The following is a 12,929-nucleotide window of genomic DNA, read 5'->3' as shown; positions in this document are numbered from 1 at the left end:
TTTATTCCGACATTCAGTCACCCGCGCTCGATGAAATCAGTGACTTGACGCGTGATTTCGAGCAAAAGTTAAATTTATCAGCGCTTCCCTGGAAAGACTGGCGTTATCTTCAGGAAGGCTCTCAATACTACTCTTCAAGCTAAGGCCATAGTATTCGTACCAGAACGTATGTTTCAAATGTCTAAACCACATCAGCCGGTTGGAGTGGCAACACGTATGCGGATTTCAACAACTACTCCGGACACCCTTATCGCTCATGCGCTGATCAGCTCAATCGGTTTCCATATTGAAAAATTTTGCACTGGTGAATGGAAGTGGCTGGCGGGTCACCTGCTTGAAAACACGCGCTGGCACGGCAGAACAATGGACGTTTGACGACGGATTGACGCTAAGTTTCAACATGGTTCATTTGAAGTAAGTGATCTATTGCCAACACAATTGTTTGTAATAAAAACAGGGAAAGTTCGACGTTGCGCACTTAACCGGTCAGAACGCAAAACATGAAGGGGTTATAATGGAGCAGGGGAAAAGGACGCACACCGTAAATCAACAAGTCAATGAGATCCCCGTGGAAAATCGTTCCATCGATCCGGTAGTCGAGTCTTTGCCGCCACTACTTGATGAAGTAGAAGTAATTCTCGATAAGCAAATGGTGGAGTGGATAGCTGAGCTTAGGCGGCTGTCCGATTTAATTGCCGGCGTGAGAGGTAAAAGTTTTGCCTTGGTAATGATTTCTGCGGCTGACCCAGAACATAAGAATTTAGCGCCGGAATGGTTACTAGAGGCCGCTCTTGGCAAACCCGAGGATTGGCCGAAGGGATTCGAGGTAGGTTTGCTCAACCGCTCTAAATAGCTCCGGGAAAATCGTGAAACTTCAAGGAGTATCGCGGAAGTCGATCCACACCAAGATCCCTCGAGCACGTCGAGCGGCCGCATCCCCGGCCACCATCTTATGCCGCCACAGTCCGGTTGCGCCCGGCGTCCTTCGCTGCGTACAGCGCGCGATCGGCCCGTTCTATCATGTCATCGATCGGTTCACCGTCGATGTAGCGTGTCAGGCCGGTCGAGAAAGCAATCCGCAACTCTGGAACATGGGCGCTGGCCGATGCCGCCGCGAGCGACCCGCGCAGCCGCTCGATCGCCGTGTGCGGGTCGCCCGGAGGGTTAGTTTCCGGCAGCAACAGCAAGAATTCCTCGCCGCCCCAGCGTGCGACGATATCAGTACTGCGCAGCTTGGCGCGCGCCAGGTGAGCGAATGTCATCAGTGCCTCGTCACCGACACGGTGGCCATGGGTATCGTTGACGTTTTTGAAGTGGTCAATATCGGCGAGCGCTACCGCAAAGCCGGGTCCGCCACGTGCGCGCCGGGTGATGTGCTCCCCCAGCAGGGTGATCATGTGGCGCCGGTTGTCCAGCCCGGTCAGTTCATCGTGGGTTGCTGCGACCTGTATGCGCTCCAGCGCCCGGGCCAGCTCGTCCTTCTGGCTGCGCAGACGTTTGCGCATTTTAGATACCAGCATCGACAGCAAGGAGATGGCCGTGAGGGACGTCGCCATCATGGCGAAATACATGAGCTCCAGCGGGCCCTGGTAGACCTGCGGGTCGGTGCGCACTTTCCATGCCATGACAAGACCCATCACGGTCAGGGTATACAGTAAGACAAGGCGAACCCGGCGCATAGTCATGTCGAACATGCCGTACACGGTGACCACGGCCAGGAAAATGATCGTGGCGGAATGAATCGGGCCGCACACCGCATAGGCGAACGCAACCATGGACTGTGCCACCAGCGCCTGCGGGAAAGCAAGCTTGGGCTCGCTGAAACGGAGATTAAGGCCGCTGCGTATGATGAAATAGAAAATCGGGCCGGCCAGGGTCAGCAGCAACGCGAGAATGCTGATGTTTTCTATGGGAAACACGTCATAGATGACGCCAAAGGTCAATAGCGCAAGACAGACCGAATACAGGGCAGTGGTGGTCAACACCATCGTGATGGCCCGCCGTTGGTCGCGGTCGTTGGTAAGGACCAGACTGGCGACGCGTTGCATCCGGCTTGGGGGGGCGCTAGCGTCAAGTTCGTTTCTGGCAGCCATTACACTTTTCATCGGACCTTCGTCGTTTCGTGAGAATCGTTACCCAGATCAATTATCCACGAACTCTTGCTGGCGAGCCGTTCGGTTAGCTGGCAATCGCAGCAGTCCAGTGCCGCGTCATCGTACAGCCAATACGAACAATCCCCGATCATTCATGTTGCCCGCTCTGGCGCACCAGCGCGACCGCTTGGGCCGCCGGAAGACCGGGCGCATGGTAGGCAAGGGCGATTTGTAGCCGATATTCATCGGCCATCCGGATGCGGTCGCCCTTGGCCGGGTTCAACGCCAGACCCGGCGACAGCGGCAGCGCGCAGTTCTCGTCACCCAGTGCACAGGCTGGCAAATCCTCGAATACGGGTGCCATCGCCAGCGTCCGGCCACACCTGAATCGGGACGCGTTTGCCCGAGTGCATGGGATATCTGCATTTCGTCAGATCAATTTTCGGCGAGCCCTCATGATTCCGCACCGGCGGTCGTTATAACCTTATGTCAATGTTGCTTCGGTGGCCAAGCCGTCCTGAAGTGCCCAGTTGATAAATAACCATTCCTTGAGCCTGATTCACTCTATTCGCACAGTGTCCATGACCGCCATTACTTCCCTCCCTGGCTGGAACCCCACACCGGTGCGTAGCCCGGCCTTCGCCACGAGCCGGAGTGAAGCCCCAGCAGAACAGAGGGCGACGCCCTCGACCATCGTTAATCTGAGCCCGCAGAGCGTCTCGGCATCCCTGAGCGGCACCTCCGCGCTGACATGGGAATCGACAGCGCAAGACGGCGTGAGCGCACTGATCGCCATCAATGTCGCTTCGCGCTCGGTGGCCGGCCGCTTCAGCGGACTGGGCGCGGCCCTGCTGACGCAATTGAGGGGCGACATCAACAATGTTTCGCAATCGGTGCGGCTGTCACCTGCGGCAACGCTGTGGTCGCCCTACGGCATCTCGGCCGCACCACCCGCCTTGCATGGCCAGGGCGACGACAAGATCTCGCTCAGCATCACCACCAAAAGCGGCATCGAGGTCAAGCTCGCGCTGGATAACCAAACCGATGGCCTGGCGGTGCAGATGAGCAGCAGCGGCGAACTGAGCGATACGGAGCGCAGCGCGCTGGCCGGCCTGGCCGGCGCTTTCCAGGACGCCATCGACGGCATGGCGGAACAGCCGCCTTCGGTCAGGCTGGCGGGCCTCACGCAATTCGATCCGGCGCTGCTGGCGACAGTGGACCTGCGCGCCGTGATCAAACTCGATACCGATCCCGACAGCACGCAAGCGCTGGATTTTCACGCCGATGGCGTGCAACGCAAGGTGAGCCTGAGCGGCCCGTCCGGTACGGCCTCCATCAGCGTCGATACCAGCAACCTGTCGGGCCTGGGCAGCCCTGAACAGCAGGCCAGGGCACTGGCCAATCACCTGAAGCAGTTCGACCACGCCGCAAGCAGGGGCCGTGCCGACGGCGGGCTGATGACGATGTTCAAGGAGGCTTTTTCCGGCCTCAACGCCAATGTCGGCGCCGCACAGCCGCGCGCCGGCGCCGCCCTGGGCGGCAAGTGGGAACTGGCGGCCGCGGACCATGCCGCGCTCACCGGGCTGGCCGACTTCAGCGCATCGGTGAGCCAGGCGTCCACGTCGATCAATCCGATGCGTCCGAGCGAACAGGACAGCTTCACCTACGACGTGTCGCAAAGCACCAGCATCGGCGGGCGCAGCCAGGGCGAGCGTTCGATTTCGCAGCAGCAGAAATCCGAACTGAACGCCAGCTTCCATACGCCGGGCACGCCGGGCGGGCAACTGAAGCTGGACTACACCGAGCAATCGCAAAACTACAACTTCCATCAGATCAAGGATGCCGCCAGCAGCGATGTGAACTTGGCGTACAACGACGGGCGGCTGGTCAAGGCCACGCTCAATCAATCAGCCAGCCAGTCGGCCCGCGTGATCAATTATGTGATGGGCAATCTGGTGTCCGATACGGTCACGCCAGTCCAGCAAGCGTTCCAGCGCGATCTGCTGTCCGCGCTGGCGCCTTACCTGAGCGGCGATCCACGCCGGACCGAAGAGGAAAGGGATAGCCAGCGCAAGCAATCGACGTCCGGCCTGAGCGAGCAGGTTTTGCTCAAGGGCTACCCGGATCCGATGGATGGCACCTGGTCGCTCGACATGGCCAGCGCCATGCACGTGTAAAATGATGTCATAACGGGCTACACTGGTGCCGTATGCGCAGGCTTGCAACCAAGGTTGCAGGCCTTTTTTGTCTTGGCGGTGATGGAACATTGCCGGGCTGCCGATGTGGGCAAGCGCGCAGGCATGACCACTCCACAGCTGCGGCGATGCGCTATTTAAGGGAAGCAAGTTGAAAAAGATCAGTACCATCGTCTACGTCGTGGTCATGGTTTTTCTGTTGTATGCCATAGCCTATCTGTATTGCTGGGGCCGGCCGGCTTGCCTGACGAACGACTACGAGCAGCTCAGCTGGACGTTTTCCGCTGGCCATGCCGACAGCGCGCTGCGCGACGGCAGGCCCGATATGTCGATCGAGATGAGCGTTCTTGCACCAGGCAACGCACATGCGAAGACTGCGTACACCCGCGCTTCCCTCCTGATCGAATGCAGACGTCCCCTGGAAGACGCCTCCAGAATCTCCTATGTCGAGATGCGTTCGGCGCAGCTGAGCGCTGCCATCGAAGCGTGGCTGGCCGGGCGCAACGACGTTACCGGGTTTGGTCGCGGCACCCTCAAAACCGGTAAAACAGTGCTGGATCCCGGCCCATCGTGGCTGGCCAAGCCGGGCTGGCACCACGCTTATTCCGCAAAGCATGCGCCCGACTGGTATCCGACAAACAGAATGACCGAGCAGCACTTCGTCGCCTTCTGGGGCAACGGCTACCTGTTCAGGGGCGAAGGCAAGGATGAGTATTACTGGGTCGGATTTGACAGGTGATATGTTGAATTTTCTTCGCCAAAACCGTTGATTTAACGGCATACTTAACTCGTCGGCACTATTTATCCTCTTCGGATAGCACCTTCCCGCTTGCGATTGGGCCGGCCGCATCGAGCAATCTTCGTCTCAAGTTTCGCCACCTTACCCGGATTGGAGTCACTCATGAACGCGAATAACGCAGGCGCGCCCGCGCTCAAGCAGGCACTAAGCACCTTTCAATTGTGGGGCATCGCCGTCGGGCTGGTCATTTCCGGCGAGTATTTCGGCTGGAGTTATGGCTGGGCCTCGGCCGGCACCCTCGGCTTTGCCGTAACGGCGCTCTTCATCGCCGCCATGTACACCACCTTCATCTTCAGCTTTACCGAACTGACCACCTCGATCCCGCATGCGGGCGGCCCGTTCGCCTACAGCAAGCGCGCCTTCGGCCCGGTCGGCGGCTACATCGCCGGCGCCGCCACGCTGATCGAATTCGTGTTCGCCCCGCCCGCCATCGCACTGGCCATCGGCGCGTACATGAACGTGCAGTTTCCCGCCCTCGATCCCAAGCTGGTCGCGCTCGGCGCCTATCTCATCTTCATGACCATGAACATCATCGGCGTGCAGGTGGCGGCCACGCTGGAATTGCTGCTGGCCATCGTGGCGATTTTCGAGTTGCTGGTATTTATGGGCGTGGTCGCCCCGGGCTTTTCGCTCGCCAACTTCACCAAGGGCGGATGGTCCGGCCAGGACAGTTTCAGCATGGCGGCCATTCCGGGCATGTTCGCCGCCATTCCGTTTGCGATCTGGTTTTTCCTGGCCATCGAAGGAGTGGCAATGGCGGCGGAGGAGGCCAAAGACCCGCGCCGCTCGATTCCCATCGCCTACGTCAGCGGTATCCTGACGCTGGTGGCGCTGGCGCTGGGCGTGATGCTGTTCGCCGGCGGGGCGGGCGACTGGACCAAGCTGTCCAACATCAACGATCCGCTGCCGCAGGCGATGAAGATGATCGTCGGCGGCAGCAGCGGCTGGCTGCACATGCTGGTGTGGCTCGGCCTGTTCGGCCTGATTGCCTCCTTCCACGGCATTATCTTCGGCTATTCGCGCCAGATTTTCGCGCTCGCCCGCGAAGGTTACCTGCCGCATTACTTCGCCAAGATTCACCCGCGCTTCCAGACCCCGCAGCGCGCCGTGCTGGCCGGCGGGGTGGTCGGCATCGCCGCGATCTACAGCGATGAACTGATCAAGATCGGCGGGCAGACCCTGACGGCCAATATCGTCACCATGTCAGTCTTCGGGGCAATCACGATGTATATCGTCAGCATGCTGGCGCTGTTCAAGCTGCGCCGCAGCGAGCCGCAGATGGTGCGGCCGTTCAGTGCGCCGCTGTATCCATTCTTTCCGCTGTTCGCCCTGCTCGGCGCGCTGGTGTGCCTGGGAACGATGGTTTACTACAATTTTGTGATGGCGATGGTATTCGCCGGCTTGCTGCTGGCAGGCTACGTGGTGTTCCTGACGACGGCGGGGCGCCGCGCAACGCTGGCGGCGTCGCAGACGTAGTCATTGTCGACCTACCTGACGGCGGCGCGCTGTATCATGTTGCTTTTCGATAACTCGCACCGCGCAGCCTGAAGCACATGTATGAAATTCACTTGACGACGGCGCCGCTCGCGGCGGCCCGATGGCCTGCGTTTGACTGCTACGCCGCGTCTATCGGCGCCAAGCCCATGGTCATCGAACTGGCGCGTGGCGTCCACCCGGTGCAACCGATGCTGACCCTGTGCCGCGATGGCGCTCTCGAGGAGGTGGTCCGCTTCGCCCAAGCGCTCGCCGGCCAGGCCGCGCAATCCGGTTTCGAGGTGGTGCGCTGCAAGATTGAGCAGGATGCGTCGGCGGACGTGATTCGCACACCGGGCGCCAGGCACCACTATGTTGAATGGCATGGCCGCATGGTCGTGCCGGAACCGATCCGCATGCAGCTGGCGGCCCTGAGCGAACAATACGGCGCTCACTTGTCCAACAACGCCATTCGCGGCGGCGACATCCGCTATGTGACCTTGCGCGAGACGGGCGGCCATGCCGCGTTGCGCCGGCGCGTTGCGGCCCTGAGCGATGCCATCGCTGCGCAAGGATGGGTGATTGGAAAACAGCAGTGGGAAAGCGTTGTCTTCGACAGCAATCTCACTCTCGATAGCGGATGGCTGGAGCATGCCGATGACGATTGATCTGACAACCATACGTGAGTACGCGGGGCACACCGGTTTGGCCGACGCGACCGCGCAGCGCATTGCGGTGGAAGAAGCCTTTCTCAGGCGCGCCGCGCGGGTGGACGGTCCTTTCATGCTCAAGGGGAGTTACGTCACAAGCCAGCAGATCGACGAGGGATGGCGGCGCATTCCGGGCGACCTCGATTGGGTCGGGCTGGACGGCGCGGATGCCGGCGTGCTGACAGCCGTGGCTCACGGCGGTGACGGAAACCGAACTCGATGACGGTGTGCGTTTCCGCAGTTTTTCCGAGAATGCCTTCTGGCGCATGATCGAGTACGCGATGGACGACGATTTCCCGACCGTCAATACCGACATCGTCGGTTGGATCGGTGAACACAAGGTCGAGATCCGCGACATGGACGTCAGTTTCGGCCTCAAGCTCGAGCCCCCGCCGCAGCCCTTGTTGTACCGGCCCCGGTTCGGCGCGCCGTTCATGGTGCAGAAAAGCGTGGCGGCCGAACTGCAGATGGCGTGGAAGCTGCATCAGTGCCTGGTGCGGCCGCGCTTCAAGGATATGCTGGACCTGGTTCTCCTGTTGCGGGCCAATTCGGTCGACGTCAGACTGGTCTGGACGGCGCTGGAAGACGAATGCCGCCATGATAAAACGCCTCTTGAGCATTTCAACTGGCTGCTGGACCGAACGATCGGAGAGCATCCGGCGTGGAGGCGCCTGTCGAACGGACGCTATGACGCCGGGGAGTGTTTTTCGGTCTGGCGCAGCGCGCTTGCCGCCAACGGCGCGCTGCAGCTGTGGGAGTCGCAACTGACGCAGGTGTACATCGGCGGGCGCGATCTGTTGTGGGTGGAGTTCGAGCAGCTTGTCGCTGAACTGGCCATGCTGCTTGAACGTGCGGGCTTTGCGCGTGTGGCGCCCGCCGATAGCGCCAGTGTCCAGCAGCGTGTCGCGCCGCCCTCCGCGAGCTTGATCGACACGCTGGCGCGCTGGATCGGACGACGCGACTGAACGCGCCCTGCGCTTATTCGGCCTGTTTCGGTTCGCCTTGCGTCGGCACGCCCAGTCTTTTCAGGTTGTCCTGCGCGTTCTTCGCCGCTGGATCGATCTCGAGCGCGCGCCGGTAGCTGGCAATGGCTTCCTCCATGCGTCCGTTCTTTTCATACGCTTCGGCCAGGCTGTCGTAAACATTGCTGCTGGCCGGGTAAAGCGAGACATTGAGCTTGAAGATCTCCAGGCTTTGTTTCAGCTTGCCTTGCATGAGCATCTCGTAGCCCCACTGGTTGAGCATCGGTTCGCCGAGTTTGAACTGGGGGTCGCCGGCGCGCAGTTCCTGATAGATCGCTTCGATGTGCTCGTAACCGCGTTTTGCCAGTGCCTCCATCATTGCCGCAGGAGGGGTGTACACGGTCAGGGGGAAGGCGCGGTTGAGGGCGCGCCGCGCGATATCCTCCGACCCGCTGTGGGCGTTCGACATCAGGACAACGCCGCGCCGGGTGTCCTGGTCGAACCCGATATAGGTGCGGTAACCGCCCGTGCCGCCGGTATGCCAGACGATGCGCGAGCCGTGGGCGTCAAGAATATGCCAGCCCAGAGCGATCGATTCGCCCGGCCGCTTGTCGATGGCCCGCTGCGGCTTGTGCGCGGCCTGCATCGCAGGGTAGAGCGGGGAGGGCAGAATGCCGGCATTGGCGCCGACGAATTTGAGCAGGTCGGCGGTGGTCGAACGCAAGGCGCCCATGCCGGCGAGGACCGGCATGTCCCAATTCCGGGCCGGCACGCCGGGCATCCCGTAGCCGGTCGCGAGGCGTTTTTTCATCTCCGCGCTCAGGGTAATGGCGGTGCTGTCCATGCCCAGCGGCTTGTTGATGCGCTGGCGTACCAGGGTTTCAAAATCCTTTCCGGCGCGCAGGCTGAGGATATGGCCAAGCAGGCCAACGCCGTAATTGGAATAGGCGTAGATCTCGCCGCTGGCCCGCGTTGGCTCGAACGCGCTGAGGGCAGCGTACATTTGCGGCACGGTGTAATCGGCAAAGGGGTTGCCCGGATTGGCCGGTGCCAGATTCGGCGGCGTGCCCGGTAAGCCCGACAGGTGCCCCGACAGCTCGCGCAGGGTGATCGGCTTGCCCTTGAACAGCGGCGTTTTGACGCCCGCGGGCAGGTAGGCGCCGATCGGGTCGTCCAGCTTGACGTCGCCGCGCTGCACCATGTCGCTCAGCAGCGTTGCGGTAAATACCTTGGTGATCGAGCCGATTTCAAAAACTGAATCGGCGCCCACCGGTGCGCCACCCACGCTCAGGGAACCGTACGAGATAACCCGGCTGCCACGCGGATCGATCAGGCCGACCGCGATGCCGGTGCCTTTTTTATCGATATCGACGCGCGCCTTGATCATCGCGAGAATCTCGGCATCGGTCGCGGGAACCGGGGCGGTGGATTGGGCGCTGGCGCTGGTAGCGGCCAGAGCGAGGAGACAGGAGCTTGCGAGGACGGGCAGGGTAAATGGTCGGGTCATTGTCATCGGAGGGTAAGGGGCACAGGACAGGCGGTGCGCGCCTCGCAGTTTATCAGCAGAGGTCGCCTGCGGAATAGTACAACTTGCAATGTTTTGCAAACCATACCGCGCGGTCGGTATGTTAAAATCGGCCCTGAATCAATTGACGGAGTTTGAACATGACTGCCTGGTTTTCCTATCTTGCACTGGCAGGCGCCATCGGGTGCGAAGTGATCGGCACCACGTTCCTCGGCAAATCCGAGCAGTTCAGCAAGATGCTGCCGACCGCGCTGATGGCACTGTGTTATGCGGGGTCGTTCTATCTCCTGTCGCTGGCATTGAAGCATGTGCCGCTGGGCGTGGCGTATGCCATCTGGGGCGGGGTGGGCATTGTCCTGACGGCGGTGATCGGCGTGATCGTGTTCAAACAGCGCCTCGATCCCGTGGCCATCGTCGGCATCGGCCTGATCGTGACGGGCGTGGTGCTGGTCCAGGCCTTTTCGACCTCGACGGTCCATTGACCATGGATACCGGTTCCGCGAGGAAGAAACAGCCCGGGCGCGTCAGGAGCGCCTTGCTCAGCTGCGCTGCGAAGATTGCGGTGGAGGAAGGGCTGGCCGGGGTCACCGTGCAGGCCGTGGCGCAGGCGGCCGGGGTAAGCAAGGGCGGCCTGTTCCACCACTTCGCCAACAAGCAGGCCCTGGTCGAGAGCATGTTCGACGACATGATCGCGCGCCTGGACGCAGATCTGGACGCTTGCCTTGCCGGTGACGACGGCTGCTACGGCTGCTTTACGCGCGCCTACGTGCGCATCGTGTTCGCCGACGTGCCGGCCGATCCAGCGAGTGCCTGGAGCGTTGCGCTGCCGGTGTCGCTGATCGCCGATCCCGCGCTCAAGCAGCGTTGGGATGCGTGGCTGGCGCGCCGCCTGGAGGCGCATGCGGACACCGATGGCGCGCCGTTGCTGGAAGTGGCGCGGCTGGCGGCCGACGGCGCCTGGTTCGACTGGCTGCTCGCGCGCGGCGAACGGCCGGCGTATTTTCCGCGCGTGCGCGATCAGCTGCTTTTGCTGGCGGGCGCGAATCCGGCGCCGGCCAAGCCATCCTGAGGCGTCGCGGGCGCGTTTGAAAATAAGCGCATCCGGCATGACGACCGCTTTTGTTGCGATATAGAATGTCCCCTTGTCCGATATCGATAAAAGGCTGGGATTTGATGAAGGTTCGTTGCGCCGTGGTGTCCGTGTTATCGATCATGTTTGCCCAGTGTGCCGCGGCAAGCGATATTTCCGGGGTGCGCATCGGCAGCACGCTGTCCGAGGCGAGCATCGCCATCAAGCGGGCCAACAACGCCTACGCGATGTCGACCGTGTGGAACTACGAGGGCGGAGAGGTCAAGGGGATCAAGGCGGTCGCGGGCGACACGAACGGTGGCTCCATCCACGGCTACGCCGACCAGTTCGTGGCGCTGCAGGACGAGCGCGGGGTGGTCTGGTTCGTGGCACGCTATCAGAAAATGGGACCCGGTGCGCGGGTGTCCATGGCGGACTTGCTTGCCTCGCTGAAGAAAAAATTTGGCGAACCATCGTTTACCCCCATATCCGGGCAGAGGGTCAATTCCTGGGACTACGACTGGGCAGGGGCGCAGTTCCATGGCCAGTACCCGGAAAATCCGTGCAGCGACCTGAGGATGCAGCGCCTCCACATGACGGGCCTGAGCATCTCGGCGCCGCTCACATTTCCCGAAAAATGCGGGAAGCGTATTGTGCTCAGCTATTACGAGTACGAAGGCATGGTGCACGATTTCACCTTGAAGGTCATCGACGTCAAATCGCACTTCATCGCGACCAGGGGTGTGCCCTCGCGCCCCCCGCCGCCGGCGCCGGAGAAGGCCATCAAGCCGCAGATTTGAGCACTGTTGCAGGATGGCCGGCAGCACCGGCTTGCCATGCGCGGCCGTGCAATGCATCGTTTGTGATAACTGTGTTGTATAGACAATGTTTTGGTGGCAGTATGTTGCTCTTTCCACCCTGGACTTCCCATGAAAAATGTTCTGTTTGCCTTGATGGTTGGCTGTGCCGCCATGCAGTCGTTTGCCGCGCCGGTGGTGTCGCACACGTTCACGCTCGACTCGAAGGTGTTGTCGGAAACACGGCGAATCAATGTGTTCGTGCCGAGCGGTCACGGCGGACAAACGGGAGCCCCCTTGCCGGTGCTCTACATGCCGGACGGCGGCAAGGCCGAAGACTTCCCGCACGTGGCCGAGACCGTGCAGACGCTGGTGGCGGCCGGGCGCATGATGCCGGTGCTGTTGGTGGGCATTGAAAACACGGAGCGGCGGCGCGACCTCACCGGGCCGACCACGGTGGCGAACGACAGGAAAATCGCGCTCCGCGTGGGCGGCTCGGCGGCATTTCGCCAGTTCATCAGCACCGAGCTGATGCCGCACATCCGCTCGCACTACCGCACCACGGCCGACAGCGGCATCGTGGGCGAGTCGCTGGCGGGCCTGTTCATCGTCGAGACCTTGCTGGCCGAGCCGGAACTGTTCGACCGCTACGTGGCGATCAGCCCGAGCGTCTGGTGGAATGACGAAGCGCTGGTGCGCGCCGCGGATGCACGCATCAAGGCACTGCCGAAAAAGCCGACGAAGATTTTCCTGACCTCGGCCGATGAGGAGAACATCGTGCCCGGCACGGCGCGCCTGGCGGCATCGCTGCGCGCGCATGCGCCGGCCAACGTCAGCTGGACCTATCAGCCGATGCCGACAGAGCGCCACGATACGATCTACCGCGCGAGCGAAGCGCTGGCGCTGGAGACGGTGTACGGCACCGGCAAGGCGCCGGGCGCCGCACCGTAAGCAGGAAAACGCGGGGGCCATGCCCTCGCGCTGCGGTGATGTCGCAACGGCATCGCCGCAGCGCGCGCCGCGTTGCCGGAATACAGCTGCGGCAACGTGAACGGCGCCGGTCGGCATCCGCGTGCCGGGCATTGCAGCACACGCCGACGGCCAGCAGAGGTATCTGCCGGCGCTCCACTCTCCGTTATACAACGGATTCCCTTCTCTGAGTGCAACACGTTTGACATTGGCGCGCGCTCGCGCCTATCCTTGGCGCATGGCCTGCGCGTGCGCAAGTCCACTTTGTTCCGAGCCCCAGCATTTCCGGGTGCCGTTGCCGGCCCCAACGCCGCCGGCAAGTACAGCCGCACGTTTG

At 61.6% G+C, this 12,929-nt stretch carries 15 protein-coding genes; 12 read left to right on the top strand and 3 right to left on the bottom strand.

Annotation, left to right across the window (positions count from 1 at the left end; genetic code table 11):
• Positions 1-168: 168 nt before the first annotated feature.
• Together RBA40_RS17320 and RBA40_RS17315 are read left to right on the top strand one after the other, a co-directional pair.
• Positions 169-375 (top strand): hypothetical protein, encoded by a 207-nt coding sequence (locus RBA40_RS17320; protein WP_306649032.1) that lies wholly within the window; start codon positions 169-171, stop codon positions 373-375.
• Between the two features lie 193 nt (positions 376-568).
• Positions 569-853 (top strand): hypothetical protein, encoded by a 285-nt coding sequence (locus tag RBA40_RS17315; RefSeq protein ID WP_306649031.1) that lies wholly within the window; start codon positions 569-571, stop codon positions 851-853.
• 97 nt (positions 854-950) lie between these two features.
• Here RBA40_RS17315 and RBA40_RS17310 read toward each other — a convergent pair whose 3' ends face one another.
• Together RBA40_RS17310 and RBA40_RS17305 are read right to left on the bottom strand one after the other, a co-directional pair.
• A complete protein-coding gene (locus RBA40_RS17310; protein WP_306649030.1) occupies positions 951-2,093 on the bottom strand; it encodes a diguanylate cyclase domain-containing protein in 1,143 nt (380 codons plus the stop codon).
• A 148-nt stretch (positions 2,094-2,241) separates the two neighbouring features.
• Positions 2,242-2,457, bottom strand: coding sequence for a hypothetical protein (locus RBA40_RS17305; protein WP_306649029.1), 216 nt, complete (start codon positions 2,455-2,457; stop codon positions 2,242-2,244).
• A 217-nt stretch (positions 2,458-2,674) separates the two neighbouring features.
• Here RBA40_RS17305 and RBA40_RS17300 point away from each other — a divergent pair, with 217 nt between their 5' ends.
• The 6 genes from RBA40_RS17300 to RBA40_RS17275 all read left to right on the top strand — a co-directional run bounded on the left by RBA40_RS17300 (position 2,675) and on the right by RBA40_RS17275 (position 8,235).
• On the top strand, positions 2,675-4,270 hold the full coding sequence (locus RBA40_RS17300; protein ID WP_306649028.1) for a hypothetical protein: 1,596 nt from the start codon (positions 2,675-2,677) through the stop codon (positions 4,268-4,270).
• Positions 4,271-4,439: 169 nt separating this feature from the next.
• Positions 4,440-5,027, top strand: a complete 588-nt coding sequence (locus RBA40_RS17295) for a hypothetical protein (RefSeq protein ID WP_306649027.1) — start codon at positions 4,440-4,442, stop codon at positions 5,025-5,027.
• A 162-nt stretch (positions 5,028-5,189) separates the two neighbouring features.
• Positions 5,190-6,563 (top strand): ethanolamine permease, encoded by a 1,374-nt coding sequence (gene eat, locus RBA40_RS17290; protein WP_306649026.1) that lies wholly within the window; start codon positions 5,190-5,192, stop codon positions 6,561-6,563.
• Between the two features lie 92 nt (positions 6,564-6,655).
• Complete coding sequence (locus RBA40_RS17285; RefSeq protein ID WP_306649025.1) at positions 6,656-7,228, top strand: hypothetical protein; 573 nt, start codon at positions 6,656-6,658, stop codon at positions 7,226-7,228.
• Positions 7,218-7,493 carry a hypothetical protein gene (locus tag RBA40_RS17280; RefSeq protein ID WP_306649024.1) on the top strand — a complete coding sequence of 92 codons (276 nt, stop codon included), beginning with the start codon at positions 7,218-7,220 and terminating at the stop codon, positions 7,491-7,493. Before RBA40_RS17285 ends, RBA40_RS17280 begins: the two co-directional genes overlap by 11 nt.
• On the top strand, positions 7,471-8,235 hold the full coding sequence (locus RBA40_RS17275) for a nucleotidyl transferase AbiEii/AbiGii toxin family protein (RefSeq protein WP_306649023.1): 765 nt from the start codon (positions 7,471-7,473) through the stop codon (positions 8,233-8,235). Before RBA40_RS17280 ends, RBA40_RS17275 begins: the two co-directional genes overlap by 23 nt.
• Before the next feature lie 13 nt (positions 8,236-8,248).
• Here the strand turns inward: RBA40_RS17275 and RBA40_RS17270 are convergent, their stop codons facing one another.
• Positions 8,249-9,739 carry a serine hydrolase domain-containing protein gene (locus RBA40_RS17270; RefSeq protein ID WP_306649022.1) on the bottom strand — a complete coding sequence of 497 codons (1,491 nt, stop codon included), beginning with the start codon at positions 9,737-9,739 and terminating at the stop codon, positions 8,249-8,251.
• A 158-nt stretch (positions 9,740-9,897) separates the two neighbouring features.
• On the opposite strand from RBA40_RS17270, the gene RBA40_RS17265 reads away from it, so the two are divergent.
• From RBA40_RS17265 to RBA40_RS17250, 4 genes are all read left to right on the top strand, one after another.
• Complete coding sequence (locus RBA40_RS17265; RefSeq protein WP_306649021.1) at positions 9,898-10,239, top strand: DMT family transporter; 342 nt, start codon at positions 9,898-9,900, stop codon at positions 10,237-10,239.
• Between the two features lie 53 nt (positions 10,240-10,292).
• On the top strand, positions 10,293-10,826 hold the full coding sequence (locus tag RBA40_RS17260; protein ID WP_306649020.1) for a TetR/AcrR family transcriptional regulator: 534 nt from the start codon (positions 10,293-10,295) through the stop codon (positions 10,824-10,826).
• Positions 10,827-10,891: 65 nt separating this feature from the next.
• Positions 10,892-11,626: a hypothetical protein gene (locus RBA40_RS17255; protein ID WP_306649019.1), complete on the top strand. Its 735-nt coding sequence runs from the start codon at positions 10,892-10,894 to the stop codon at positions 11,624-11,626.
• Positions 11,627-11,755: 129 nt separating this feature from the next.
• The gene (locus RBA40_RS17250) at positions 11,756-12,574 is read left to right on the top strand and encodes an alpha/beta hydrolase (RefSeq protein WP_306649018.1); all 819 of its coding nucleotides are present in this window, start codon (positions 11,756-11,758) and stop codon (positions 12,572-12,574) included.
• The last annotated feature ends 355 nt before the right edge of the window (positions 12,575-12,929 follow it).

The organism is Massilia pseudoviolaceinigra (assembly GCF_030846505.1).
Taxonomy (GTDB): domain Bacteria; phylum Pseudomonadota; class Gammaproteobacteria; order Burkholderiales; family Burkholderiaceae_D; genus Telluria_A; species Telluria_A violaceinigra.
The sequence above is the reverse complement of the archived record's forward strand: the minus strand, read 5'-3'. Positions and strand labels throughout refer to the sequence as shown.